Consider the following 26,304-nt stretch of genomic DNA (forward strand, 5'->3'; position numbering starts at 1 on the left):
TATGTACAAAAGAATCCTCTTAAAACTCAGTGGGGAAGTACTAAGCGGTGAAGGTGAAAAAGGATTCAACCATGAAAATATCATATACCTTGTTGATGAGTTAAAAAAGATACTAGAATACGGGACAAACATGGGAATCGTTATTGGTGCGGGTAACTTATTTAGAGGCAGAGAAATGCAAGAGTTATCCCCAACTATTGCAGATCAAATAGGTATGTTGGGAACTGTAATAAACGCATTGTATCTGAAAGATATTTTTGAAAAAAATCACCTAAGAACTGTCGTTGTTTCACAAGTAACATCTCTACCGTCGATAAGACCTATACATTACGATGATATAAACCTATACTTTGATGCAGGATACGTTGTAATATTTGCAGGCGGAACGAGTAATCCATTCTTTACCACAGATACAGCTGCCGCATTGAGAGCTGTTGAAATGAAAGCAGACATACTAATTAAAGGTACAAAAGTAGACGGTATATACGATAAAGATCCAAAAAAATACAATGATGCAAAGAAATTTAATATGCTCACTTTCGATGAAGCGATAGAAAAAGGATTAAAAATTATGGATACCGAAGCATTTTCCATATGTAAAAGGTATAATATGAAAATACTCGTTATGGACTTCTTTAAAAAGAATAATCTACTTTCCGCTGTAAGAGAGGAAAATGTAGGTACTTTGGTGGTGCCCAAATAATGTGGTATCCAGGGCACATAAGTAAGGCAAAAAGGAAAATAAAAGAATTTCTAAAAGCAGTTGATACAATCTTAATTATTTTAGATGCAAGGGCTCCACTTGCAACTACTGCTTTTGAAAGAGAATTATTTTCTGGAAAAAAGGTCCTGTATATTTTAAATAAATCAGATTTAGCAGATGAAAACTACACAAATCTGTGGATAAAAAAAATAAGTGAAACATCACCTGTTATATCTTTTTCAAAAGACGAACCTGTAAACAAAATTAAAAAATTTATTAAATCCTTTTCAAAAGAAAAATTAAAAGAAACGCGTGTATTAATAGCAGGTGTTCCAAATGTGGGAAAGTCGTCTATAATAAATAAAATTTCAGGTAGAAAGCTGGCAAAAACGGGGATGGCTCCAGGTATAACAAGAGGGTTACAATGGATAAACTTGGGAAATGTAAAATTACTCGATACCCCTGGAATATTATACTCAAAGCTATTTAACAAAGACATAGCTGCTAAATTACTCCTTATTGGTTCTTTACCTGTAGAATCAATAGAAAAATATGATATAATTACTCGGGCATATGAACTTTTTAAAGATGAATTAAACATCAATAAAAGCTTTGAGGAATTTTTGGAAGAATATGGAAAACAAAGAGGATTTATCTCAAAAGGTGGAATTGTGGACTTTGAAAGAACCAAAAATAATATATTCAAATCAATTTCAGAAGGAAAATTTGGACGGTTTACATATGATAAGGAGGTGAATCTATGGATGCAAAAATAATTAACTCACTAATTTCAGCGGTAAAATCTACCTTTAAAATGGTACTTAAAGTTGAACCTAATGTTTCAAAACCTTCAATCTCCAAAGGAATTGAACCAAAATACCCCATAGTTACAGTTATAGGTTTTAATGGAGACATAGATGGTAACTTAATTTATTCTTTTAACAAAAACACAGCAATTAAAGTGGTTAGTACCATGATGGGAATGCCATATGAGAATCTAGATGAACTTGCATTGAGCGCATTAGGTGAGTTGGGAAACATGACTAGTGGATCAATTGCAATGGAACTTGAAAAAGTAGGGTATAAAGTAGATATTACACCTCCCACTGTAATCACAGGTAAAGATATCCAAGTTACCGCAGAAGGTGTAATATTAAAACTTCCTTTGAATATCTTTTCAGAAGGAGATTTTGAAGTACATATGGTAATTAGAGGTGGAGGGAAATAATGATTGTTATAACCAGTGTCTTAAGGGAAGAAATTTTAGGGGCTTTTAGGGAACTACTTCCCGTTTTGGAAAATGGTGAAATATTAAAAAGACCTTATATGAGGGGATTAATAGGTGCAAATGAAGTACTACTTGTATATGGATTAATTGGAAAAGTTGAATCTGCAATGATGGCCCAAGTTTTAATAGATAAATTCAATCCTAAATACCTAATACATTGCGGCTCAGCAGGTGCAATAAACGAAAAAAGAAAAATTGGGGATATAGTTTGCGGAACAAAGTACGTAGAACACGATATAGGGTTTAGAGAAAAAACGGTATCATCATTTAAGGCTTCTGATGTTTTAGTTGAAAGAATATACGATATATACAACGATACAATCTTTGGGATTATTGCAAGCGGTGATTCTTTTATAAACTCAAAAGAAGAAAAGGAAAGAATTTACAAAGAAACACAAGCAGAAATAGTAGATATGGATAGTGCGGCAATAGCAAAGGTTTGTGCAGAAAATGGTATAGAATTTTGTTCGTTGAAAATAGTAGTAGACAAAGGTCTAGAAAGCAGTGAAATAGAGATAAAAAGTAATTTCAAAAGGCTTGCGCCATTTCCATCTGCCATTATTGCCGAAATGTTGCAAAAACACCTGTTATAGGAGGCATATATGCTAAACGTTGGAATCTTTTTCGGTTCAAAAAGCGTTGAACATGAAATTTCAATAATAACAGCAAATCAAGTCCTATCCTCCATAGATAGGAGAAAGTATAATGTCATTCCCATTTACATTTCAAAAAAAGGCGAATGGTTTACGGGAAAAATACTCGAAAATATAGAAAATTTTAAGGATATTGATTTCATGTTAAAAAAAGCCAAAAAAATTGATGTTATTCTTCCCCAAAAAAACAAATTAGTTTTAAAATCAGGATTAAAAAAGTACTATATCGATTTTTGTTTCCTTGCATTTCACGGAACAAATGGAGAAGATGGTACATTTCAAGGTATGTGTCAATTTTTTGGCATTCCATTCTCTGGAAGTGATTTTTACTCTTCTGCATTTTCAATGGACAAGGTTATAACAAAAATTCTATTAAAAGAAAATGGTATACCGATAGTGGATTTTAAATATACAACAAAACCTAGTGAAGATTTTTTTAAAAAATGCGAAGAAGAATTAAGCTATCCCATGATAGTGAAACCTGCAAGATTAGGTTCAAGCATAGGTATTTCAAAAGTTAACAATAGAGAAGAACTAAAAGAGGCAATAGAGCTTGTTCTTAAATTTGATGATAAAGTATTGGTGGAAAAGTGGATTGATGCAAAAGAAGTAAATTGCGCAGTAATGGGTTATAAAAACATTTTGGTATCAAAGCTTGAAGAAATAGTAAAAGAAAAAGAACTTTTTGACTTTGAGGAAAAATACTTTAAAAAAGGAAAAAAATTTTCCAATCATATTATTCCGGCAAACCTGGATGAAAAATTAGCAAAAGAGGTAAAAAAAGTAGCTATAGAAACATTCAAGGCATTGGAATGTGCAGGAAATGTAAGGATAGATTTTTTAGTAACAGACAAAGTATACGTAAACGAAGTAAATTCTATACCAGGTGCACTAGCATTTTATCTGTGGCAACAAAGTGGTTTTACATTTTCACAAATAATAGATAACATGATAAACATAGGACTTGAAAGAGCCAAAGATAAAGAAAATAAAATCTTATCTATCAATACAAATCTTTTAAATTTAAAGGTGGGTAAATGATACACTATGAAATAATACCTAAAGGTAAAAAAAATATACTTTTCTTGCACGGTTGGGGTGCAGATTTTTCTTATTTTAAACCAATTGCAGAAAAATTAGAATATACCTCAATATTGGTTGATTTACCCGGTTTTGGAAAAAGTTCAAAACCTCCTTTTGTAATGTCTAGTTTTGATTATGCAAATACTATTGAAAAATTTATTGAATCATTGAACTTAGATAGCATATCTTTGATAGGACACTCTTTTGGCGGAAAGATTGCCGCTATTTTGGCTTCAAAAAATCCAAAGTGGCTTGATAAATTAGTAATAATTTCTGCACCTGGTATAAGAAGAAAAAACTTAAAGTTAAGATGCAAAGTATTAACTTATAAATTACTGGTAAAAGTATTTAAATTTTTAAACCTCAACACACAATATTTAAGAGAAAGATTTGGTTCTGAAGATTTCAAAAATTCTCAAGGTATAATGCGCGAAATTTTAAAAGTCGTGGTAAATGAAGACATATCCGAGGAATTAAAGAAAATAAAAAGTGAAACGCTAATTATTTGGGGCGACCTAGACAATGCTGTCTCCTTTGATGTTGTAAAAGAATTTGAAAGATTAATCCAAAATTCAAAGCTTATAATCTATAAAAATGTTTCACACTTTCCATTTTTGGAAAATTACGACAGATTCTTAAACGATTTAAAAATATTTTTAGGAGGATAATATGCTTGAAAAGATATTTTTGCTCCTATTTGTTTCAAATTTTGTAATTAGATCCCTTTACTCTCTTCATATGCTACAACTTGAAGAATATTCCGAAAAAAAATATTTAAAATGGATATTTTCACATCTTAACAGGTACTTGGTTAATCTACTATTTGTACTATCTATTGTCTTTTATTTTTTCAACCTGTACATTGCAATTGCGTTGCTGGTAATTTCAATATACGTTGACTTGCGATACTTTGTTTTGGTTAAAAAGAAAAAACCACTTGTTTTCACAAAACGCCTAAGAAGATTATTATACGTTTCATACGCAATTTTTGGTTTTTGTTTACTATGGACTATACATTCAAGCAGTTTATTATCCGAATCTATTTTATTTTTCATAAGCTTATTTAACTCATTTTATTATTTTTTAATAAATGCGTTAATGCTTCCTATCGAACGCTTAATCAATGAATACTACTACAAAGATGCTAAAAGAAAGATAAAACATCTAAAACCACAAATTATAGCCGTAACGGGAAGCTATGGGAAAACAAGTACAAAATACTTTCTTACCCATCTCATTAGCGAACACTACAAAACACTTATGACGCCGGAAAGCTACAACACTACAATGGGAATTACAAAAGTAATCCGCGAAAAACTAGATAAGTCGCACGAAATATTTGTCGTAGAGCTTGCGGAAAATGACAACTACGGATATGATAAATTACTTGACTTACTTCACCCAGATATATCCATATTAACTTCTATTGGTATACAACACCTTGAAGAATTTCACAGTATGGAAAATATAATAAAAAATTTTAAAAACTACCTAACAGATAAGAGGATAGGGAAAAAAATTGTAGTAAATTTAGACGATGAAAACATAGAAAAATTAATAAAAGATATAGGTGCAGAGGTTATAACTTGTGGAATAAAAAATGAAAAAGCACAATACAAGGTAAAAGATTTAAAACTGGAAAAAAATGGCTCACAATTTATACTTAAAACTCCCAACAACCAAGAGTTTGAAATAAAAACGAATGTATACGGAAAGGAAAATATAATAAATTTACTACTTTCCATTGTTAGCGCTTTTGAATTAAAGGTACCAGTAGAGGAAATAATAGAAAGGGCTAAAAATATAGTCAAACCAAAACACAGACTAGAAATAGTTAGAGACGATACAATAACTGTAATAGATGATACCTTTAATTCGAATCCAAAGGGGTTTAAAATGGCACTTGAATATTTATCACTTTTTAATTATAGAAGAAAGATATTAGTAACTCCTGGTTTTGTGGAATTAGGAGAAAGAGAAGACGACGAACATTACAAATTGGGAAAATTAATATCAAAGTACGTAGATGTTGTATTTTTGGTGGATAAAAAAAGAACAAAAAAGATTTTAGAAGGACTAAATGATGCTGGGTTTAAAGGAGAAGTCTTTGTTGTAAATTCCTTGGATGAAGTTATCGAAAAATTTAAAACATTTCTAAAACAAGGTGATGTAATATTATTTGAAAATGATCTTCCCGATAACTACGCATAACCCCCCAAAACGGGGGGGTGGATGGTGTGGTGTCCATGTTGGCACTTTTCACTTTTTTGCCAAAATATGTTTTATAGTAAGTATTCCAGAAGTAATATCTTGATTTTCTACTATTATAGTCTCTGGCACTTTTAGTGGGACAGGCGAAAAATTCCAGATTGCCTTTATCCCTTTTTTTATTAGTAAATTTGCTACCTCTTGAGCGCTTTCTTCTGGAACACAGATAATACCTATCCTTACTTTAAATCTTTTTATAACCCTCTCAAGGAAAGACAAGGGGAGAACAGAAAGTTCTCCCACAAAACTTCCTATTTTTTTTGGGTCATTATCAAATATTGCTACAACTTTTACTCCCATCTTTTCAAAGCCCATATATTTTGCAAGAGCACTTCCCAGGTTTCCTGCACCAACTATTATTAAATTTTCTAAGACCCTTGTCCCAAACAACTTACCAAGTTCTTCTACAAGTAGAGGGATATGATAGCCTTTTTTGGGTTTTCCCGTAATATCAAGATACGTAAAATCTTTTCTCACTTGCTCTGGTTTTATGTTAAATTTCTTTGCAAGCTCATCAGATGATATATAATCTTCATCGATTTGCATCAAATACGCATAGTACTTTTTTAGTCTTTCAAAAGTGGGTTTAGGCACATATATGGGCCATTTATCCTTTTTTGACATCCTCCTTTAACACCTCTTTTATTTTTTCGATGTTTGCCTCAGATACTATTTTATCATTCACAACTACATTTGGAGACTTTCCACAATTTTCCAAACAAAATGTGCCCTTTATCTCCAAGTCTTTAGCCCATTCTTCTTCATTTGCCAGTTTAATAAGTTCTGAAAGAATTTCATATGAACCTTTTGAATAACAAGATGTTCCCAAACACACCTTTACCGTTGTTTTCTTTTCTTTTTCAATTGGTAATGGGAGAATTTCTATATCACCATTGTTAATCCTTTTTCTATTTTTATAGGTTGTATGCAACACTTCATGTGCTATATGACTAAGTGGTTCTTTTAAATATTTTTCGTATAGCGACAACATGTGATAATTTTCAGTCGGTGATATTAAAACATCAATACCTACTACTTCACTTAATATTTTTGAGCGTTTTGTCCTTACCCTTGTATCATTTGGATATGGTTGTCCTCCTCCACCAATACATCCAAAATCACATGCCATAACCTCAACTATATCCACTTTTAAATTTCCTTCTTTTATTTTATCTATAACCTTCCTTGTGTTTCCAAGTCCAAAAACCACAACTCCAGTTATACTCTTTCCATTCTTTGTCTTTACTGTTGTAATCCTTATTCCTTTTTCTAATTCCTCTGTTTTAACACTCTCAACTTCAAGTTCATCTTCCAAAACATTTAGTACACTTGAAAACACTCCACCAGTTTTTCCAAAGCTAAGCCCTGATTGAGATGAAAGACCATATGGTCTATCAAATGGAACAGGTGGTATGTCTTTTAAATTAAAACCACTGGATCTAATGATTTGTGACAATTCCTTAGTTGTAATTACAACATCTACTTCACCAGAAAGTTCTTCTCTTTCTGCTTCAAATTTCTTGGCAGTACAAGGCATTATCGAAACGAGGTATATATCTTCTGGATCTATTCCTATTTCTTTTGCATAATATCTCTTTATTATGCTTCCCAAAGCTTGTTGCGGAGACTTAACAGAAGATAAATTTTCCAAAAATTCCGGGTAATTGTGTTCGGCAAACTTTACCCATCCCGGACAACAAGATGTAAATTGAGGTAATTTCTCACCTTTTTCTAGCCTTTCTTTAAATTCATGTGCTTCCTCGTAAGCCACCAAATCCGCTGCAAAGGCCACATCAAATACTTTATTAAAACCTATAGACTTTAAGAAATTTACTATTCTTCCTGCTGTTACTACATCATTCTCAAGTCCTAACTCCTCTTGAATAGATGCCCTGACAGCCGGTGCCATCATTCCAATTATGTATTTTCCCTCTTCCATGGCCTTGTAAACTTTTTGTATGTCATTTCTAAATGTTAATGCACCAGTTGGACAGTGAGCAACACATTGTCCACAAAGGACACAATTTGTATTTGCAAGTTCTTCGCCAAATGCTGGCATAACTTGTGCCTCAAAACCCCTAAATGCAAAATCTATAGCCCCAATTGATTGAACTTCATCACAAACTCTTACGCAATCTCCACATAGGATACACTTTGAATTATCTCTGATTATTATAGAAGAATAATCTATAATATTAGATTTATCTAATTTGTCAAATCTTACTTTCCTAATTCCAAACTCCTCTGCATACTTTTGCAGTTTACAATTTCCATTTCTCTCACACGTTGTACAATCTCTGTTGTGTGATGCAAATAGTAATTCTAAAATTCCTCTCCTCATTTCATAAATCTCAGGTGTATGTGTTTTTACATTCATACCTTCGTATGGCTTAATAGAACACGAAGTCATTAATTGCCCATCTACCTCAACTATACACATTCTACAAGCACCATATATGGACGTTTCAGAAAGATAACAAAGATTTGGAATTTCAATACCAACATCTCTCAAAGCTTCTAAAAGATTTCTAGCGTTATCATTAATAATGGTTTCTTTACCATTAACTATTATCTTCACTACAATCGCCTCCTATTATACCAATTCTATAGCGTTAAATTTACACTTTTCAAAACAAATGCCACATTTAATACATTTTTCCTGGTCTATTACATATGGTTTTCCTCTTTCCCCGCTAATAGCATTTTGTGGACATGCCCTTGCACAAAGGCTACAACTTTTACACAAATCCGGGTTTATGACATACTTCCTTAAGGCTGTACATGTGCCACTTGGACATTTTCCGTTTATATGTTCAACATATTCATCTCTAAAGTGCTTTAAAGTGCTAAGAATCGGATTTGGAGCGGTTTTCCCAAGACCACATAATGACGCTTTTTTGATTATTTGAGATAGATCTTCTAGATTTCTCAAATCTTCCTCCGTTGCCTTACCTTGTGTAAATTTTTCCAATATGCTATATGCTTGCATTGTACCTTCTCTACATGGTACACACTTTCCGCATGACTCCCTCTTTGTAAAATCAAGGAAAAATCTTGCAACTTCCACCATACAACTATCTTCCGTAATAGCAACAATTCCACCTGAACCTACCATCGCATCAACCGATTTCAAAGTATCGTAATCTAATGGTAAATCAAAGTATTTTTCAGGCAGACATGCTCCAGATGGCCCACCAATTTGTATTGCTTTGAGTTTTTTCCCATCTGTTGTACCACCACATATATTCTCAAGAATATACCTAATTGTAGTTCCAAATTGTATTTCAATTATCCCAGTAAGTTTCAAAGGTCCTGTTACAGAAAACATTTTAGTACCTGGAGATTTTTCCACTCCATTTCTTCTATATTTTTCGACACCGTCTCTTATTATCTTTGGAACATTTGCATATGTTTCTACATTATTAATCAACGTTGGATAACCAAAAAGTCCTCTTTGAGCAGGAAATGGAGGTCTGGGTCTTGGAACTCCTCTTTTCCCCTCAATTGATGCAAGAAGTGCCGTTTCTTCACCACAAACGAATGCACCTGCACCTTCTTTTACTTCCACATCAAATGAAAAACCTGTTCCAAGAATATTTTCACCAAGGAGTCCCAAAGATTTTGCATCTTTTATAGCTTTATTAAACATTTCAACTGCTATTGGATATTCCGCACGTATATACGCGTATCCTTTTTGTGCTCCAATTGTATATGCAGCTATAATCATTCCCTCAAGAACTGAATGTGGATCTCTTTCAAGTAACGTCCTGTTCATAAACGCACCTGGATCCCCTTCATCGGCGTTACACACTACAAACTTTTTATCTCCCTTTGCATTATATGCAAATTCCCACTTTAGTCCTGTTGGAAACCCTCCTCCGCCTCTACCACGCAATCCCGAATCCTTTATGGTCTTTATAACCTCTTTTCTATCCATAGAAGAAATTACCTTAATCAACGATTTATAACCTCCACGCCCCATGTAATCCTCTATCTTTTCACACTCACTTGTTCCAATTCCTTCCATGACGTAAAAAGTCTGATTTTTAAAGAAAGTCGCATCTTCCAATCTTTTAACCTTTTTACCGGTTACAGAATCTGTAAGCAATAACCTTTCAATTATTTCTCCTCTTTTAATGGTTTTTTCCACTATCTCTTCTACATCTTCAACTCTTACATGATGATATGTTATCCCGCTTGGGGTAAATTTCACAAGAGGACCAAGAGAACAAAGTCCACAACATCCTGTTTTTTTGACTACCGGATGATCAGAATCATCATCCATTGTTTCAACTTTTACATTCAATCCTTTTTCCTTTAAAACCTCAACAAATCTTTTATATACTTTTCTTGAACCACTCGCAGTACAACCTGTACCTACACATACATAAATCTTCTGTTCTTTTAACTTTTTTTCTCTTAACTCTTGTTGTTTTTCTATGTATTCAAGTGCTTCTGTAATATTTTTAAACATATTATCTATCATCTCCTTCTTTAATTTTTCTTAAGATTTCCTTAGTTTTTTCAGGAGTGAGTTTTCCATATACTTCACCGTTTATGACCATAGCAGGTGCAAGCGCACATGCCCCTAAACACCCCACCTTATCAAGACTAAACTTCAAATCTTGAGTTACTTCTCCAGGTTTAATACCAATTTCCTCTTCAATTGCTTTAACAAGTTTCATAGATCCTTCCATATGACACGCTGTACCATCACAAATCAAAATTGTGTATTCTCCTTTAGGCTTAAGAGAAAATTGTGCATAAAACGTAGCAACGCCAAATATTTTTGCAGGTGGTATCTCAAGTGCGACTGACAAATAATTTACTATTTCCTTTGGTATATGTCTGTATTCTTTCTGTACATCGAGCAATATTTTTATCAAATTCTTTTTCTCGTAGTTATGTTTTTTTAAAATTTCTTCAACCTTCTCAAAGGTCCTCTCCACCAAAGTCACCTCCTAAAAATATTCAATGTTAACAATTTTTCCTTTCTCTTCAAGTATTTTTGAAATATCGCTAATGAGCCTAAATTTTAAAGAAATATCATGTGTAAAAAGTGGATTCTGATGAGCAGGGTTTATTGCTCGTCCAACAAAAAAATTTATTATATCGGCCCATTCAAACAGTTCAATAATCTTTTTTGCCCCCACTCCCAGTTCATTAGACTGATTTTCATAGTATCTAAATACCTGTGTAAGTGTAATAATTCCCTCTGTTACTAAATCTATTCCTTCCATATACCCTATAGGCGGTGATATCTTTGAAATACTCCTTACATCTATATCAATCTTTTTACCCGATATTTTCTCAACAATTTGACCAGTTGTTCCTCCACAAACTATCTTTTTTCCTTTTGAACACAAAAGCTTTCTTACCACTAATTCATCATTTTTCTCATCTTCAGGAGGACCTACCATGACTGTAAGTATTCTCTTTTCTCTAATTTTTAACCCCGCTATCAGTGCATCGTCCCCCTTTGTTCCCTTATCCAACCTTCTTACTAGGTTTATCATATGATTAACTATGTTTTTGTGAGCAATTTTATTCCTCAATAAATTTTTAAGTTCAAATTTTATGTTTTTTTCACCAAAACCAAAAGGATATTTATCCGAACCCATACCAGCTTGAGAAATCCCATCTGTCATCAAAAAGATTGAGTCTCCTATATTCACTTCTATTTCGCTTATGTACAAACTTTTATTATCAACCTTTTTTTTTATCTTTTTCAACGGTACAAGTCTATCACCTTTAAAATAAAATATTAATGGAAATTCATATTCAAAGATGGTACACCTTTTGTTTCTATAATCAACTAAACAAGTGGCAAGTGTAGAATAACTAATTTTCCTTACTTTACATGTTGGAAGTGTGGATAATATAGAACTAAATACCTCTTCTATTGGAATATTATTAAAGACCATGGTTGTTGCCATTGTTGCAGTTAAAGTTGAAAGTATATTTGCCTTCACACCACTTCCAAGACCGTCAGAAACACTCACTACACATTTTTCCTCGTTTCTCTTGATCTTTATAGAATCTCCACAAACCCATTCTCCTCGTTTGTTTTTAGATAAAAAGTTAATTTCACACGTAATCATTACTAATCCTCCATGAATTTCTTGAATTCCATAAAACGGGATTTTGTTTCGGCAATCGATTCACCTAGAAGTCCTGCTATCTCTTGGGCTAACAACATTTGCTTATTCAACACATCTTCTATTTTCTCTATCGTTTGTATTTTTAAACGCTTCATTTTCTCTTCTTGTTCTAATTGCTTTGTAACATCCGTTAAAATGAATACTTCCCCACTATTTTCAGGTAGAATAAACCTCTTTGCCAAAAATTTATGTAATTTTCCATTTATTTCTATTTCTTTTAGAAAATTATCTTTTATGTCTTTAATTAATTCCATAACCTTATTGTTTGAAAGACTCATAAATATTAATCTTGCAATTTTATTCTTGTAAGTTATCTTTCCGTTTTGCGATATGATTATAAGATTTGGAGTTTCTTCAACTACCATATTACTCACACTTGAAACCTTCTCTATTAAATATGTCACACACATTTCCTTTTCCGCTTTATTTGAAAGCACGGCAATTGCCTTTTCACGGCAGGTATCATATCCACAAGCGCTACAATTTAATTCCTTAGACTTATCACTCTTCCCCATGGAATTAAGCACATTTTGAATTTCTTCTTCCGAAAAAAACATCTCTTTCTTTTTATTTGAAAAAGTTCTATTAAGATTCACATCTAAATTCAAAAAAACATCACTTTTTGGCAATTTTTCAATGCATTTATTAAGTTTCACTCTCTTCTCAATAAGGCTTATATCTTTTCTTGTTGCAGGTCCTTCAATACAACCACCCACACAAGCAGACATTTCAATAAAGTAGTTGTTATCAAGTTTTTTTAGTCTAGAAAGAAAATCTTTAATATTTTCGATTCCCTCGACAATTAAGTGATTTTCCAATTTTACGTTTTTAACTATTCCACTAGTAATAGGATAATATCTGCCATTAGTTGGATATGGTGGATCAGGATATTCTTCCGTATCAATATTGACTAAGATTTCTTCAAGCTCTTCAAATGTTAGTACCACGTCAAAATAATCTTCAAGTTCTCTCTTTTTTGCAATACACGGTCCTAAAAAAACAAGTGGAAGATCTCCAAATAACTTTCTCAAAATTTTTGCATGTGCAATTGCAGGCGATAAAACAGGTGCTAAAAACTCTAACTTTTCTGGAAAATATTTTTCCACCAATTCAACAACTACGGGACATGCAGTAGAAATTACACTTTTTCCAAATTTTCTATACTCTTTTGATACCAATTCTGCTCCAAGTGATGTCTCATTCACAATAGCACCATTCTTCTTTAAAAAAGCTATAACTTTAAATGGATTATCAAAATGAGCAAAAAAAGACGGTGCAATTGAAACTACAAATTTTTTACCAAATAACTTCGTCAACAAATCAACATTTTTCAAATAGTTCTTGGCATCTTGAGGACAAATCTCAATACATTTACCACAAAGTATACATTCACTATCAATTACAAAAGACTTATTATCCGAAAAAGATATGGATTTAACAGGACAATTTCTCAAACATTTATAACAATATTTACAATTCGCTTCATTTGAAATAATAAATTTTTCCATATTATTCCCCTTCTTTAATGAATTTTTTCACAATTTCTTGGACATTTTCTGGGGAAACGTTAGAAATAAGCTTTCCGTTTATTTCAATATTTATTCCTTTTTCACACTTTCCAAAACAAAGTGATCCATACAATTGCAGATTTTCTATATTTAAAGCTTTTATCTTTTCCACTACTTCATATGAACCTTTTAAATGACAAGAACTTCCCATACATATTCTTATAACCATATTTTCACCTATCGTGAAATTTATAACGTTATTTTTTTCACTATAATTGTAAAACAAGAAAATATATTTGTCAACAAAAAAGTCTTGGATTTTTCCAAGACTTTTTATACAATTAAAAATCAAATATTAAGGAAAACAAAAAATGAGATAGACAACACTACTTTCACCAAGAAACGAAAATTATTTCATATATTTTTTATTAAAATGCACAATCTTATCCCTCATTTGGCTCATAAACCTCATAAGGTGCAAATACTAAAAAACCAACCGAAATTATCGCAGTTATAATAGTTGCAAAAAGAAACATAAAGTGTGCAGCAATATGATCAAGTAAAAAGCCATATATTACTGCACCTAATGGAACCATAACTTGAGAAAAAACTTCCAATGTTGAAAAAACCCTTGATCTTATACTCGATGGAGTCATAAGTTGTAAATTAGTAGATATAGGAACATTAACTTGCACGTTGAAAAAACCAAAAAAGAAGTATATAACACCTACAATCCAGAAAAATTGCATCACAGAAAAATTCTTTAAGACATCTGGGAATATAAAATACGAAAATGCAAAAAGTAGCAATATTTGAATGATTAACCCTTGTGTCATCAGTGCTCTATTCTTTAGTTTATTTAAGAATGAAACAATTGCTATATTCCCCAAAAGCATACCAAATGTAAAAAACGTTTGCACAAGCCCGTATTGTTGTGCACTCATCTTCACAACCTGCCTCAAAACATATGGTTCTACTACTTGCAATAAAGGAGCCATCAAAAAGTTGGTAACCATTGCAAAGGTAAACAAAAACTTTAAGCTTCTTTTGTTCACAATAAACAAAAGTCCTTCCTTAAATTCTACAAAAAACGTCTTTATCGAAAGTTCCTCTTTTTTTGATAGATGCGGTCTGTAATTAATAAACATTTCGCTTAACGCGGAAAAGACAAATGATAACCCATTAAATAAGAATACTAAAGAAATCCCAAAAAACCCATACACTACCCCTCCAAGAATTGGGCCTATTATCATTGAAAATGAGTTTACACCACCTAAAATAGAATTTGCACTTCTTAAATCTTCTTCTGAAACTATATCCGGAAGCATTGCAGTTGTAGCCGCACCAAAAAAACCATCCAAAACGGAAACAATTGCCTGAATCACAAATAAACCAACCATATTGAGTAGGTTTCCAAATGACATTGCAGAAAGTAATAGTATTAATCCACCTCTAATTAGATCAGTTAATACCATAATATTTTTTCTGTTAAACCTGTCACCAAGCACCCCAGAAAAGGGGGCCGCAAAAAGTCTTGGCAATATTCCAAGGAGTGTAAATATACCCATTGCAGCTCCTGAACCCGTTTTATCCAATATGTACAATGGAATTGCTATCATTTGAATTCCAGAACCTATAAGTGAAACAAATCTTCCAAATATAAATAGTACAAAATTTTTATTCAAGATTGTTTTCTTCACAGTTTATCACTCCTGAATTTAAAATACCTCTTCCTGAAATAGTCTCACAACCAATAAACCCTGCACTAAGAGTCCCATTGAGAATTATTTCTTCTGCGTTTACATTTCCAGTGCTTATCTTCCCAGATTCATTTACTATTATTTTTTCTGCATTTATATTCCCACACTTTAGCAAACCAGATACTTCTAATTCCTCAACTTGTAAATTGCCACAAGCAACTTCACCAATAACTATCATATTTTCCGTATATATGTTGTTGCAAACAAGTTTTCCTTTAATTATTATTTCTTCTGCATTTATATCCTCTTCAATCTTCAATGATTTTCCTTCTTCAACTATCAATGTATTATATTTTTTCTTCTTTTTACCATTAGCCTCTTTCATCTTCATACCCGAAAAAAATGGTTTTATAATCTTAAAGACACCTTTTAAAAGCAGGTTGTTAACTCTTGTTAACCCACCATATACCTTAGGTGGTCTTCCACTTTCTCTACATGCAACTATATTTAGACTACCATGTATGATTCCTCCATTCCAATTAACCCTAGAACCAACAACGTTTAGATCACCATCTATTTCTCCTGAAAAGGTGAGTTTTCCAAAAACTATGGAGCAATCTCCTGCTACTTTTCCCTTTATTATAGCCTCTCCATTTACAATGTTTAAATCCCCTTGAAAATTTTCTGTTTCATCGATTACAGTTACCTCACCAACTATAGGCTCCTCTGAAGTGTCTGTCGTCTGATAAAAATCCTTGTTTTCTTCTTTTGATTTAATTGCATTTATTAACGCCTCAGCCTCTTCTGCTGATATTTCCCCATTTTGAAGTGCCTCAAGCACTTTTTTTATATCATCCATCTTTATCTCCCTCCCCTTTTTTCTTTAATATATTAAGAGCATCTTCAACGCTTATAACTCCCTTTTTCAATTTTTCAAATACATCCTCTGATCCCTCTGTTTCAGAACTCTCAAATGGTTTTAACCCCATTTTATTTAACAATTTCTCAAGTTTTCCCCTAAGCGTAAAGTATCCTATACCAGTAATCCTCTCCATTTCTTTCAGATTCCCCCTACTCCTTAAGAAAAGAATTATAAATTTCATATCTTCTTCATCTAAAAATGCAAGGGGGGAAACTGTAAAAACCCCAGAAACAGTCACATTATCATGTTGACATTTCAACTGTGTGACTTTCATAATATTTCCACATACAGGACATTTTGGTAACAATTTATCACCCCTTTAAAAATTTAGTCATATCAAACAAAAAAATTGTAAAACATCCATATCTTTATCAAAATTTTTCATGCCTTTTTCAAAAAAATTATACTCTTTTCAAAAAAATATGTCAAGCAAACAAAAATTTTTTTAATAACCTAAAAATTATTTAAAACAAAAACTTGCTCAGTCTTTATTGACAATTAAATGATTTTTGATAAAATTACACTAGAATAGTGCCAACGTAGCTCAATCGGTAGAGCGGCGCATTCGTAATGCGTAGGTTGCGGGTTCGAGTCCCGCCGTTGGCTCCGTCCCCCCTAATTAGGGGGATTTTTTATTTTGGTGTAAAATATATGTGAGGTGATAAAAATGGAAAAAAGCAACTTTATTGATAAAGTTGTTATTTATGTAAAAGGTGGAAAAGGTGGAGATGGTTCTGCAAGTTTCAGACACGAAAAATACGTGCCAAAAGGTGGTCCAGATGGCGGTGATGGTGGAAATGGAGGATATGTTTTTTTGAAAGCAAATTCAAATTTATCAACCCTTTTACCCGTTTCCGAAAAGAAAAAGTATATAGCAGAAAATGGTGAAAACGGGAAGGGAAAAAAGATGCACGGAAAAAATGGAAAAGATGTAATAATCGATGTGCCTGTTGGAACAATCGTAAAAGACTTTGAAACTGGTGAAATAATAGCTGACTTAAATAAAGACGGTATGATTGTCTGTGTAGCTAGAGGTGGTCGTGGTGGAAGGGGAAATGTACACTTTAAATCTCCAACAATGCGTGCACCAAAAATTTCCGAAAGAGGATCAGAAGGAGAAGAAAGAAAATTACTATTGGAATTAAAACTTCTTGCAGATGTTGGATTAGTTGGTTATCCTAACGTTGGAAAAAGTTCTTTTATTTCAAGAATAAGTAATGCAAAACCTAAAATTGCAAATTATCCTTTTACCACATTAATTCCAAATTTAGGTGTAGTTCAAGTTGAAAAATTTCAATTTGTTGTTGCAGACATACCGGGGTTAATAAAAGGGGCAAGTAAAGGAGTTGGTTTGGGAAATGTTTTTCTAAGACACGTTGAAAGATGCAGCGTTATAGCTCATATATTGGACATTTCAGGTATTGAAGGTAGAAATCCAATAGAAGATTATTTTGATATTAGAAATGAATTAGAATACTTTAGCAAAGATTTAGCACAAAAAGATGAAATTATAATAGCCAACAAGATAGATTTGCTCGATAAAGATGAACTTGAAAAAAGGATTAAAAAGTTAAAAGAAAAATTGGGAAAAGAAATTTATCCAATAAGTGTATACACTGGAGAAGGCATAAAAGAAGTTTTATACAAACTTGCCAAAATAGTAAAAGAAAGTAAAAAACTTAATGTCTCCAAAGAAACCAATCAAAAAATTGAAAGACCAAAACCTGTTTGGATAGAACTTCCAGAAAAATTCGTTATTGAAATTCAAAAAGAAGATAACGACTTTATCGTAACAGGCACATATGTTGAAGCATGGGCCAAAAGATTGAATTTATCTCAAAAAGATGGTTTTAACAAATTCATGGAACTTCTTGAAAGGAATGGTTTAGACAAAAAATTAAGGGAGGCAGGGGCAAAAGATGGAGACACAGTTTGGATTGCCAAAAGAGCTTTTGAATTTAAAGAATAGTCTTGTGATTTTCGGTGGTTCCTTTAACCCACCACACAATGGTCATATAGTTATTGCACAGCTTGTAAGGGAAATGTTTAAAAGTGCTGATTTTCACATTGTGACAAGTGCAACTCCTCCTCACAAAAGTGTAGAAGTACCATTTAAAACAAGGTATCTTCTAACCAAAAAGGCCTTTGAAAAGATGGAAAATGTAAAAGTAAGCGACATTGAACACAGATTAGGCGGTATAAGTTATGCAATAAATACCATCGAACATTACGAAAAAACATATGAAAACATTTTTTTTCTCGTGGGAGAAGATGCCTTATACTCCATTGAAAAATGGTATAGATACGAAGATATATTAAAAAAAGCAAAAATGATTGTATATCCCAGATTCAAAGATAAATCTTTGGTAAAAAAAGTTGAAAAGTGGAATTCGATATATCTTTTAGATTTACCTTTAATACAGATTTCTTCCACAACTATCAGAGAAAGGATAAAGAAAGGACTTAGCGTATACGGTTTTGTCCCAGAATCAATCATCCCACTAATTGAGGAGGTATATTGTGATAGGTAAGGTGGGACTTGCTCCAATGGCAGGTGTCACAAATTGGAGTTTTAGAACCCTTTCCTTTGAATTCGGTGCAGAATTTGCATACACAGAAATGATAAGTGCGGAAAGTATAATCAGAAAATTAAGTGTAAATGAAAAATACTTTCCCAGAAAAGAAGAAAAAGAAAAAGTGGCAATCCAAATATTTGGTTCGGATCCATTTGTAATGGCACAGTCAGCTTATCTTGTTGAAAAAAGAGGTGCCTGGATAGATATAAATGCAGGATGTCCTGTGAAAAAAGTTATAAAAAAAGGGGCAGGTAGTGCTCTATTAAAAGACTTAAAAAAACTAAAAAAAGTTATAGAAGAAGTTAAAAAAAATGTAAAAACAAAAGTTTCCGTTAAAGTACGTCTGGGGTTTGAAAAAGATGAATTTGAAAAAATATACGACACTGTTGTTGAAGCAGGTGCTGATATGATAGCCGTACATGGCAGAACTGCAAAACAGATGTACACGGGTAAAGCAAAGTGGAATATAAAAAATAAAGGGTATATACCTTTTTATATCAACGGAGATATATTTTCTTTTGATGATATCAAAGCTGCAATGGAAATTTCTGGAGCAAATGGTGTTTTAATAGCAAGAGGCGCAATAGGAAATCCCTGGATATTTAGTGGAAAAAAACCAAAAATTTGTGAAAAAAAAGATACAATCTTACATCACATTGACTTGCTTTATTTTGAAGTAAGAAATAAAGCACCATGTGAATTTAGAAAGTTTGTATCGGGATATACAAAAAACTTACCAATGGCAAGACAATTTAGAGCAAAAGTTATGAAAATAGAAGATGTTGAAGAATTAAAACTGGCATTTAAAGAATTCTTTTTATCTTTTTCTACTTAATTTTTACAAGTTTTTTTTAAGTTTTAATAAGCAATTCTCTGATAGGAATTTTCCTATTCATAGAATAAAATATTAAATGAGGTGATATAGTGAAAAAATTAATATTCTTATTTTTGTTATTATCTTACATTTCTTTCTCAAACATAGTACTTTTTATCTATCACAGGTTTGACGATGAAAGATATCCCACAACAAATACTTGGACAAGTGAACTTGAAATGCACATAAAGACCGTTAAAAAATTAGGGTATAAAATATGGACACTAAAAGACCTTGAAGATTACGTTTATGGAAAAAAAGAAGAAGAAAATGCCGTAATTTTTACAATTGATGATGGATACGTAACTACCTATACAAAAGCCTTCCCCGTTTTCAAAAAATACAATGTGCCTTTCTCCGTATTTTTGTACTTTGAAGGAGTAGGTATATCAAAGGAATATCTCACCTGGGAAATGGTAAAAGAAATGTCAAAGTATGGTGTTGAATTTGGTCATCACTCTTATTCACACGATAAATTCCCATTTAAAGACATTGATTATTTTGAAGAGGACTTAATCAAAGGAATAAAAATTTGGAATAAACACATGGATACTCCATTAAAATATTACGCCTATCCATATGGATATTACAACAAAAAGATGATAGAAGTTTTAAAAAAATACAACTTCAAACTTGCATTTATACAACTCCCTGGCCCTTTCACAAGGGAAATATCAGCATACGAAATACCCAGAGAACCACTATTACAAGACTGGGCAACAAAATCGCATCTAATATACGTACTATCAAGAAAACCACTAATTTTAAAGAAAAAACCTTATTTTTGGAAAAATGGAAAGTTATACGTTAAAACAAATCTAAAAGGCTATTCAAATCCCGTTGTATACATAAGGGAAAAGGGCATAGTGGAAAGCTCCTTTAAAAATGACATACTAGAAGCCGGCCCTTTTGAAATTCAAAATAGGGTAAATAGTTTAATGATAAGTGTAAGGGGAAAGGATAAAAAAGAATATGTAAGATATTATTTAATATTAAAGGAGGTCTTTCAATGAATATCATCGATGAAATTCCATCATCAAAGACTTTAGAAATAAACGCAACTGCCAAGAAGCTAATAAGTCAAGGCAAAGACGTAATTAACCTCACAACGGGTGAACCTGATTTTCCCACACCAGATATAATAAAGAAAAAAGCCATTGAAGCACTTGAAAAGGATTTTACAAAATACACGGATAGCAAGGGAATCCCTGAACTTAGAAAAACCATCTCAATACTTTTGGAAAGAAAAAATATTTCATTTTCAAAAGACGAAATAATCGTAACAAATGGAGGAAAACAAGCCTTATTTAATTCCCTGTTATCCATTGCCGAAAAAGGTGATGAAATAATACTAATATCTCCATTTTGGGTCAGTTACCCACCTATGGTTATTCTCACCGGGGCCACTATAAAAATTCTAGAAACAAGTTTTGAAAACAATTTCCACCCCAATATAGATAAACTAAAATCTTTAATCTCTAAAAAAACAAAAGCCATAGTTGTAAACTCTCCAAATAACCCCACGGGAACAGTCTATCCAGAAAATATAATAAAAGAAATTGCAGATATTGCAAATAAAAACAATATTTTTGTCATAACAGATGAAGTTTACGACGTACTCGTATACGACGGTAAATACGCATCTTTGACAAAATTTGTAAATCCCGAAAATCTCATATATATCAATGCCTTTTCCAAATCATATGCAATGACTGGTTGGAGAATTGGATACGTTGCCACAAAAAACAAATCCATCCTAAAAAGGATTGCAAAAATACAAGCCCACAGCACTTCAGGTATAAATTCTATTGCACAATATGCTGCACTTGGAGCACTAAATGCGGACAACTCGTATATGATAAAGGAATTTAAGAAAAGAAAAGACTTTGTGGTAAAAAAAGCCAAAGAACTGGGACTTAGATTTGTAGAGCCAAAGGGAGCATTTTATCTTTTCTTTGAAGTTAATATAGATGATGAATTATTCTGCAAAAAACTTTTAGAAGAAAAGCTAGTAGCATTGGTACCAGGCAGTGCTTTTAATGCAAAAGGATTTGTTAGAATGTCTTTTGCAAATTCCCTTGAAAATATTAAAAAAGCATTTGAAAGACTTGAAGAATTCTTAAGGGGGTAATCCCATTTATTTTTTGAGGTGAAAATATGATAGATGTAAAATTTTTACCTGAAAAACTAAGAAAAGCTCAGGTAATTGTAGTTATTGATGTATTAAGAGCTACTACTACAATGGTTACAGCCATTGCAAATGGCTGTAAATACATAAAACCTGTGGAAACACTTGAAAAAGCTCGAAAATTCAAAGGTGAATTTCTCATATGTGGTGAAAGAGATGGAATAAAGCCCAGAGACTTTGATTGTGGAAATTCCCCATTAGAGTATACTAACGTAAAAGGGGAAAAGCTTATCCTAACCACAACAAATGGTACTAAAACTTTAAAAAAGGTTGAAAAATTATCAAACAACATAATTCTGGGAGCATTTGTAAACTTTACCGCCACATTAAATTTTCTCCAAAATTTTTCAGATATATTATTTGTATGTGCTGGAAATAACGGAGAAATCTCATTTGAAGATATTCAGGTAGCAGGTGCTTTTGTCCATGGTTTATCTAATAAAATGTTATCCGATAGCGCTTTAGTTTCTATGTACATGTGGGAAGGTCTAAAAAAACCAAACTTTTTTGGTGTCCATGCCAAAAAACTAAAATCTTTACATTTTGATAAAGACTTAGATTTTGCAAAAAAGTTAGATCTATACGATATAGTGGTAGAATATAAATATGGTAAAGTCAAAGCGAGGTGATATATATGAAAAAAATTCTGTATTTTTTTCTTTTAATCCCTTTACTTTCCTTTGCACTACATACTGGTGAGTCTACCAATTTAGTCTTTAAAATACCTGGAAAAATTGAAATAACGGTAGTTGATGCACTTGGAGGAGTTCTGCCAGAAGACCTACTAATAGATAAAGTATCTTTCAAAAATATTGCAACTGTTACATATATAGCTCCAATTGTCCCCATAAAAAGTTATCTCATATTAGACGTAAATGGAAAGAAAATAAAATACAACTTCAAGATAGTTGAATATGATTATCCAAAAGATATTGCACCGGTTATATTAGAAGAATTTTCCGGAAATGTTGCTTATTCAAAAAATAAAAAAGAATGGATAGCAGTTTCAAATAATGTAAAGTTGTATGAAAATTACTATCTTAGAACACTAAACAACTCTTATGCAGTCATTTCCGGAAAATGGGGAAAAGTCTATATAAAAGAAAATACAATTGTAAAAATAGAAAAAAGCAGGCAAAAAGATGATAAATTTGACGTTAAATTAAGTGTGGAAAAAGGTAGTGTTATAGCAGATGTTGTAAAATTCTTAATGTCAAAATCTAGATTTCAAATACAAGGTGGTTCTGTTACAGCAGGTGTGCGTGGAACAAAATTTGGTTGTGAAGGTGAAGCTGGCTCGTGGAAATGGTTTGTCTTTGATGGAAGTGTTTTTGTCTTTAATGGAAAGAAAATTGTAGAAATAACAAATCAGAAAATGATAAAAGTGATAGATAATACCTTTTTGACTCCAGAAAAATTTGAAAAAAACTTTGAAGAATTTATAGGAATTTTTGAAGAAGGTTTTGAAAACTTGGAAAATGAAATGGATGACTATATGGAATCTATTGAGGAGAATATATGAAATATTTTACATATTTTTTAATTGGTTTTCTCTCAATCTTTCTCACACTCTTTTATATGTACAAAAAGATCACTGCACATTTACCAGATCCAGAAACTCTAGTACCATCGAGTCTTATTATAGAATATTCAGATGGTACACCTTTTTATTTTCCGAAAGCCTATTGGTACAAACTAGAAGACTATCCAGAACGTCTTATAACTACCGTTATAATCTCTGAAGATGAGGATTTTTTTTCACACCCCGGAATAGATATATTAGGAATGCTAAGGGGAATATTTTACACGGTATTTAAAAGAAATACACAGGGTGGAAGTACTCTTACACAACAACTTGTTAGAAGTTTGTATCTAACACAAGCACGGACCATTGAAAGAAAAATAAAAGAAATTTTTATATCACTTTACATAGAAAAAATAAGAACCAAAAAAGAAATTTTAGAACTTTACTTAAATTCCGTGTATATGGGAAATGGAATATACGGCTTTGGAACAGCTGCTAAATATTATTTTAACAAAGAACCAAAAGAACTAAACTTAGCAGAAATAGCACTCCTTGTAAATACCGTAAAATCTCCTGAAAACTTCAACCCACAAGATTTGAAAAACCATAGCAGGGCAAATGTGGTTCTAAGAAGGCTTTTAACGGAAAATTATATAAGCCAAAAAGAATACGAAAAATACAGTAAAATGCTCCAAAAAGTAAAATCGTATAACATATTTGAATCAAAATACGATGAAGAAATATTTTGGAGGGTTATTGAGGAATTAAAAGAAAAGGGATTTACCTTGGATCTATTGAGAAAGGGATTTGTAGTCAAAACTACTTTAAATAAAGAATATTACACATTACTCAGCAAAAACTTGGGGGAAAACAACGCTGGATTAATATTGAACTACAAAACAGGTGAAATCCTTGCAATGCACGGTAAAGGTACCAACAACGGTAGAAGACAAATTGGATCACTAATAAAACCTCTTTACTATTACAAAGCATTGCTAGAAGGATATAACTTGGACTCCAAATTATTTGATTTACCTATAAAAATAGGTGACTGGACTCCAAAAAACTTTGAAAGAAACTATTATGGTGAAATTACACTTGAAAATGCATTAATACATTCAAGAAACATCCCATCTGTTAATCTTTACCTTATGCTAGGTGATAACACTGTAAGATTTTTTTTGGAAGATGAATTGAAAATAAAAGGGTATTATCCAAAAGATTTAACGTTGTCTTTAGGAACTTTGGAAACATCACATGAAGAAATTGCAAAAGGTTTTTCGGCAATCTTCAACAGTGGAATAGTTATAAAGCCACACATAATAGATGAAGTGATAAATAGTGATGGAGTGGTATTTTACAAAGCATCACCAGAAGTTTTAAATATAGTTTCCCCATCAAAACGATATCCCATGGAAGCAAGCTATTTAATTATTAACATACTAAAAAAAGTAGTAAAATACGGAACAGGTATACGTGCAAAAATACCGGGAAGAACTATAGTAGGAAAAACTGGAACAGCAGAGCAATATGCTTGGTTTTTAGGAGCAGATGGGAAAATATTAATGATAATATCACAAGACGGAAAAGATTTATTGGGTGGAAGAGATGTAGCACCACTTTGGAGGAAAATCGCATTAAAAACAAATATAGGGAAAAATCCTTTTACCATTTCATCTGTATATCGAAAATTAAAAGTTATCAAGACAAATCCTATGAAATATATAGATTACGAATACCTAATAAATTTAATAAAAACTGGAAAATTCAGTATGGACGAGCTTGTAAAAATTTTAAAGACATTTGATAGAGAATATCTTATAGAATTTCTATCATACCTGAATACCGTTTCACAAGAATTTACAATAAAACTATGGAATATACTCGGAGGTGGGAAGTAATGAAATTTTTCTACAACCTTGAAAGATCAGAGTTTGGAGAATATGTCACAATAGAAGTTACAGATGACCAAAACAGTGGAATTGGCGCTATTGTACCTGAAAGAAAAAAGGGAGAAAACTACAAGGTTATTATGGGTGCAATCGAAGAATATAGATACATTGTGGAAAAGGCATCAATAGAGGATACGTTCAATATAGCATATTCACTATCAAAACACTTTCCAAATCATCCAAAAGTAATATTTGCAATTGATGCAGCATTTAAAGAATTATACTCAAAAACATACAACATACCATTGGAAAAACTTTTAGGACAGGAAAACATAAAACAATGTAAAAACTCAGAAGGCAAAAAAATCTTTCCTGAAGAATATGGATTTGTAGATTTAATAAAAGTATTGCCACAATTTGACAATTACACTTTTGTACTTACAAAGTATCCAAAAGGTGAGATGTATGAAGTATTAAAAGCTTTATCTACAAATTACAAATACGTGGAGGTGCTTTCATGGAAAGAACGTTTGTCTATTTAAAACCAAATGCAGTAAGAAGGGGACTAATCGGAGAAATAATAAAAAGATTTGAACAAAGGGGAATAAAAATAGTTGCACTAAAAATGCACTGGGTAACAAAAGAAGAAGCAGAAGAATTATACAAAATGCACAAGCAAAAGAGCTTTTATAAAGATTTAATAGAATTCATCACAGGCGGTCCAATAGTTGCAATGATAGTAGAAGCACCAAGGGTTATTGAAATGGTTAGACACATAATCGGAAACACCGACCCCCTAAAAGCGGGAACTGGAACAATTAGGGGAGAATTCGCATTAACTACAACCAAAAATCTCATACATGCAAGTGATTCAAAAGAAAATTTTGAAAGAGAATACAAAATATTCTTTAAGGATGAGGAAATTATAGATTACTACTTAGATGTACAAGACGATATATAGAG

27 protein-coding genes and 1 tRNA gene are annotated in these 26,304 nt (G+C 32.2%); 18 read left to right on the plus strand and 10 right to left on the minus strand.

Features of this window, described 5'->3' with window-relative positions; genetic code table 11:
* Position 1 precedes the first annotated feature (1 nt).
* Genes pyrH through XJ44_RS03150 form a run of 7 tightly spaced genes read left to right on the plus strand, consistent with a single transcriptional unit; the run spans position 2 to position 5,938 of the window.
* Positions 2-703: a UMP kinase gene (gene pyrH, locus XJ44_RS03120; RefSeq protein WP_075665607.1), complete on the plus strand. Its 702-nt coding sequence runs from the start codon at positions 2-4 to the stop codon at positions 701-703.
* On the plus strand, positions 703-1,479 hold the full coding sequence (gene ylqF, locus XJ44_RS03125) for a ribosome biogenesis GTPase YlqF (RefSeq protein WP_075665608.1): 777 nt from the start codon (positions 703-705) through the stop codon (positions 1,477-1,479). Before pyrH ends, ylqF begins: the two co-directional genes overlap by 1 nt.
* Positions 1,464-1,931, plus strand: coding sequence for a chemotaxis protein CheX (locus tag XJ44_RS03130; RefSeq protein WP_075665609.1), 468 nt, complete (start codon positions 1,464-1,466; stop codon positions 1,929-1,931). Before ylqF ends, XJ44_RS03130 begins: the two co-directional genes overlap by 16 nt.
* Positions 1,931-2,584: a 5'-methylthioadenosine/S-adenosylhomocysteine nucleosidase gene (locus tag XJ44_RS03135; protein WP_077198027.1), complete on the plus strand. Its 654-nt coding sequence runs from the start codon at positions 1,931-1,933 to the stop codon at positions 2,582-2,584. The genes XJ44_RS03130 and XJ44_RS03135 overlap by 1 nt, the downstream gene beginning before the upstream one ends.
* A 9-nt stretch (positions 2,585-2,593) precedes the next feature.
* Positions 2,594-3,685, plus strand: coding sequence for a D-alanine--D-alanine ligase family protein (locus XJ44_RS03140; RefSeq protein ID WP_077198028.1), 1,092 nt, complete (start codon positions 2,594-2,596; stop codon positions 3,683-3,685).
* Complete coding sequence (locus tag XJ44_RS03145; protein ID WP_077198029.1) at positions 3,682-4,395, plus strand: alpha/beta fold hydrolase; 714 nt, start codon at positions 3,682-3,684, stop codon at positions 4,393-4,395. The genes XJ44_RS03140 and XJ44_RS03145 overlap by 4 nt, the downstream gene beginning before the upstream one ends.
* A 1-nt stretch (position 4,396) precedes the next feature.
* Positions 4,397-5,938 (plus strand): Mur ligase family protein, encoded by a 1,542-nt coding sequence (locus XJ44_RS03150; protein WP_077198030.1) that lies wholly within the window; start codon positions 4,397-4,399, stop codon positions 5,936-5,938.
* 48 nt (positions 5,939-5,986) lie between these two features.
* On the opposite strand, the gene XJ44_RS03155 is transcribed toward XJ44_RS03150, so the two are convergent.
* From XJ44_RS03155 to XJ44_RS03200, 10 genes are all read right to left on the minus strand, one after another.
* Complete coding sequence (locus tag XJ44_RS03155) at positions 5,987-6,619, minus strand: redox-sensing transcriptional repressor Rex (RefSeq protein WP_075665614.1); 633 nt, start codon at positions 6,617-6,619, stop codon at positions 5,987-5,989.
* A complete protein-coding gene (locus XJ44_RS03160) occupies positions 6,603-8,573 on the minus strand; it encodes a [FeFe] hydrogenase, group A (protein WP_077198031.1) in 1,971 nt (656 codons plus the stop codon). The genes XJ44_RS03155 and XJ44_RS03160 overlap by 17 nt, the downstream gene beginning before the upstream one ends.
* 15 nt (positions 8,574-8,588) lie before the next feature.
* Entirely contained in the window at positions 8,589-10,469 is a 1,881-nt protein-coding gene (locus XJ44_RS03165; protein WP_075666693.1) for an NADH-ubiquinone oxidoreductase-F iron-sulfur binding region domain-containing protein, read from the minus strand.
* Position 10,470: 1 nt separating this feature from the next.
* A complete protein-coding gene (gene nuoE / locus XJ44_RS03170; protein ID WP_075665616.1) occupies positions 10,471-10,944 on the minus strand; it encodes an NADH-quinone oxidoreductase subunit NuoE in 474 nt (157 codons plus the stop codon).
* A gap of 12 nt (positions 10,945-10,956) precedes the next feature.
* On the minus strand, positions 10,957-12,096 hold the full coding sequence (locus XJ44_RS03175) for a SpoIIE family protein phosphatase (protein ID WP_077198032.1): 1,140 nt from the start codon (positions 12,094-12,096) through the stop codon (positions 10,957-10,959).
* Positions 12,097-12,098: 2 nt separating this feature from the next.
* Complete coding sequence (locus XJ44_RS03180) at positions 12,099-13,664, minus strand: [Fe-Fe] hydrogenase large subunit C-terminal domain-containing protein (RefSeq protein ID WP_075665618.1); 1,566 nt, start codon at positions 13,662-13,664, stop codon at positions 12,099-12,101.
* A 1-nt stretch (position 13,665) separates the two neighbouring features.
* Complete coding sequence (locus XJ44_RS03185) at positions 13,666-13,893, minus strand: NAD(P)H-dependent oxidoreductase subunit E (protein ID WP_077198052.1); 228 nt, start codon at positions 13,891-13,893, stop codon at positions 13,666-13,668.
* A 214-nt stretch (positions 13,894-14,107) separates the two neighbouring features.
* Positions 14,108-15,364: an MFS transporter gene (locus tag XJ44_RS03190; RefSeq protein ID WP_077198033.1), complete on the minus strand. Its 1,257-nt coding sequence runs from the start codon at positions 15,362-15,364 to the stop codon at positions 14,108-14,110.
* Positions 15,342-16,223, minus strand: a complete 882-nt coding sequence (locus tag XJ44_RS03195; protein WP_075665620.1) for an SHOCT-like domain-containing protein — start codon at positions 16,221-16,223, stop codon at positions 15,342-15,344. Before XJ44_RS03195 ends, XJ44_RS03190 begins: the two co-directional genes overlap by 23 nt.
* Positions 16,216-16,593 (minus strand): DUF2089 domain-containing protein, encoded by a 378-nt coding sequence (locus XJ44_RS03200; RefSeq protein WP_075665621.1) that lies wholly within the window; start codon positions 16,591-16,593, stop codon positions 16,216-16,218. Before XJ44_RS03200 ends, XJ44_RS03195 begins: the two co-directional genes overlap by 8 nt.
* A 226-nt stretch (positions 16,594-16,819) precedes the next feature.
* On the opposite strand from XJ44_RS03200, the gene XJ44_RS03205 reads away from it, so the two are divergent.
* From XJ44_RS03205 to ndk, 11 genes are all read left to right on the plus strand, one after another.
* Positions 16,820-16,892, plus strand: a tRNA-Thr gene (locus XJ44_RS03205).
* Positions 16,893-16,953: 61 nt separating this feature from the next.
* Positions 16,954-18,255: a GTPase ObgE gene (gene obgE, locus XJ44_RS03210; protein ID WP_077198034.1), complete on the plus strand. Its 1,302-nt coding sequence runs from the start codon at positions 16,954-16,956 to the stop codon at positions 18,253-18,255.
* The gene (gene nadD / locus XJ44_RS03215) at positions 18,206-18,817 is read left to right on the plus strand and encodes a nicotinate (nicotinamide) nucleotide adenylyltransferase (protein WP_075665623.1); all 612 of its coding nucleotides are present in this window, start codon (positions 18,206-18,208) and stop codon (positions 18,815-18,817) included. The genes obgE and nadD overlap by 50 nt, the downstream gene beginning before the upstream one ends.
* On the plus strand, positions 18,807-19,697 hold the full coding sequence (locus XJ44_RS03220) for a tRNA dihydrouridine synthase (RefSeq protein ID WP_077198035.1): 891 nt from the start codon (positions 18,807-18,809) through the stop codon (positions 19,695-19,697). The genes nadD and XJ44_RS03220 overlap by 11 nt, the downstream gene beginning before the upstream one ends.
* Before the next feature lie 89 nt (positions 19,698-19,786).
* Positions 19,787-20,749, plus strand: a complete 963-nt coding sequence (locus tag XJ44_RS03225; RefSeq protein ID WP_077198036.1) for a polysaccharide deacetylase family protein — start codon at positions 19,787-19,789, stop codon at positions 20,747-20,749.
* The gene (aspC, locus tag XJ44_RS03230; RefSeq protein ID WP_077198037.1) at positions 20,746-21,867 is read left to right on the plus strand and encodes an aspartate aminotransferase; all 1,122 of its coding nucleotides are present in this window, start codon (positions 20,746-20,748) and stop codon (positions 21,865-21,867) included. Before XJ44_RS03225 ends, aspC begins: the two co-directional genes overlap by 4 nt.
* 26 nt (positions 21,868-21,893) lie before the next feature.
* On the plus strand, positions 21,894-22,553 hold the full coding sequence (locus tag XJ44_RS03235) for a 2-phosphosulfolactate phosphatase (protein WP_077198038.1): 660 nt from the start codon (positions 21,894-21,896) through the stop codon (positions 22,551-22,553).
* Positions 22,554-22,558: 5 nt separating this feature from the next.
* Complete coding sequence (locus tag XJ44_RS03240; protein WP_077198039.1) at positions 22,559-23,446, plus strand: FecR domain-containing protein; 888 nt, start codon at positions 22,559-22,561, stop codon at positions 23,444-23,446.
* 56 nt (positions 23,447-23,502) lie between these two features.
* Entirely contained in the window at positions 23,503-25,350 is a 1,848-nt protein-coding gene (locus XJ44_RS03245; protein ID WP_233119502.1) for a transglycosylase domain-containing protein, read from the plus strand.
* Positions 25,350-25,883, plus strand: a complete 534-nt coding sequence (locus XJ44_RS03250) for a hypothetical protein (RefSeq protein WP_075665630.1) — start codon at positions 25,350-25,352, stop codon at positions 25,881-25,883. The genes XJ44_RS03245 and XJ44_RS03250 overlap by 1 nt, the downstream gene beginning before the upstream one ends.
* Complete coding sequence (gene ndk, locus XJ44_RS03255; protein WP_077198041.1) at positions 25,859-26,302, plus strand: nucleoside-diphosphate kinase; 444 nt, start codon at positions 25,859-25,861, stop codon at positions 26,300-26,302. Before XJ44_RS03250 ends, ndk begins: the two co-directional genes overlap by 25 nt.
* Positions 26,303-26,304: the final 2 nt, after the last annotated feature.

Source organism: Thermosipho affectus, from assembly GCF_001990485.1.
In the GTDB taxonomy this organism is placed as follows: domain Bacteria; phylum Thermotogota; class Thermotogae; order Thermotogales; family Fervidobacteriaceae; genus Thermosipho; species Thermosipho affectus.

Bases quoted from the DNA above. Each gene is read 5' to 3' on its own strand.
- pyrH (WP_075665607.1), top strand. From the start codon at position 2: ATGTACAAAAGAATCCTCTTAAAACTCAGTGGGGAAGTACTAAGCGGT.
- ylqF (WP_075665608.1), top strand. From the start codon at position 703: ATGTGGTATCCAGGGCACATAAGTAAGGCAAAAAGGAAAATAAAAGAA.
- XJ44_RS03130 (WP_075665609.1), top strand. From the start codon at position 1,464: ATGGATGCAAAAATAATTAACTCACTAATTTCAGCGGTAAAATCTACC.
- XJ44_RS03135 (WP_077198027.1), top strand. From the start codon at position 1,931: ATGATTGTTATAACCAGTGTCTTAAGGGAAGAAATTTTAGGGGCTTTT.
- XJ44_RS03140 (WP_077198028.1), top strand. From the start codon at position 2,594: ATGCTAAACGTTGGAATCTTTTTCGGTTCAAAAAGCGTTGAACATGAA.
- XJ44_RS03145 (WP_077198029.1), top strand. From the start codon at position 3,682: ATGATACACTATGAAATAATACCTAAAGGTAAAAAAAATATACTTTTC.
- XJ44_RS03150 (WP_077198030.1), top strand. From the start codon at position 4,397: ATGCTTGAAAAGATATTTTTGCTCCTATTTGTTTCAAATTTTGTAATT.
- XJ44_RS03155 (WP_075665614.1), bottom strand. From the start codon at position 6,619: ATGTCAAAAAAGGATAAATGGCCCATATATGTGCCTAAACCCACTTTT.
- XJ44_RS03165 (WP_075666693.1), bottom strand. From the start codon at position 10,469: ATGTTTAAAAATATTACAGAAGCACTTGAATACATAGAAAAACAACAA.
- XJ44_RS03175 (WP_077198032.1), bottom strand. From the start codon at position 12,096: ATGATTACGTGTGAAATTAACTTTTTATCTAAAAACAAACGAGGAGAA.
- XJ44_RS03180 (WP_075665618.1), bottom strand. From the start codon at position 13,664: ATGGAAAAATTTATTATTTCAAATGAAGCGAATTGTAAATATTGTTAT.
- XJ44_RS03185 (WP_077198052.1), bottom strand. From the start codon at position 13,893: ATGGTTATAAGAATATGTATGGGAAGTTCTTGTCATTTAAAAGGTTCA.
- XJ44_RS03195 (WP_075665620.1), bottom strand. From the start codon at position 16,223: ATGGATGATATAAAAAAAGTGCTTGAGGCACTTCAAAATGGGGAAATA.
- obgE (WP_077198034.1), top strand. From the start codon at position 16,954: ATGGAAAAAAGCAACTTTATTGATAAAGTTGTTATTTATGTAAAAGGT.
- nadD (WP_075665623.1), top strand. From the start codon at position 18,206: ATGGAGACACAGTTTGGATTGCCAAAAGAGCTTTTGAATTTAAAGAAT.
- aspC (WP_077198037.1), top strand. From the start codon at position 20,746: ATGAATATCATCGATGAAATTCCATCATCAAAGACTTTAGAAATAAAC.
- XJ44_RS03235 (WP_077198038.1), top strand. From the start codon at position 21,894: ATGATAGATGTAAAATTTTTACCTGAAAAACTAAGAAAAGCTCAGGTA.
- XJ44_RS03240 (WP_077198039.1), top strand. From the start codon at position 22,559: ATGAAAAAAATTCTGTATTTTTTTCTTTTAATCCCTTTACTTTCCTTT.
- XJ44_RS03245 (WP_233119502.1), top strand. From the start codon at position 23,503: ATGTACAAAAAGATCACTGCACATTTACCAGATCCAGAAACTCTAGTA.
- XJ44_RS03250 (WP_075665630.1), top strand. From the start codon at position 25,350: ATGAAATTTTTCTACAACCTTGAAAGATCAGAGTTTGGAGAATATGTC.
- ndk (WP_077198041.1), top strand. From the start codon at position 25,859: ATGGAAAGAACGTTTGTCTATTTAAAACCAAATGCAGTAAGAAGGGGA.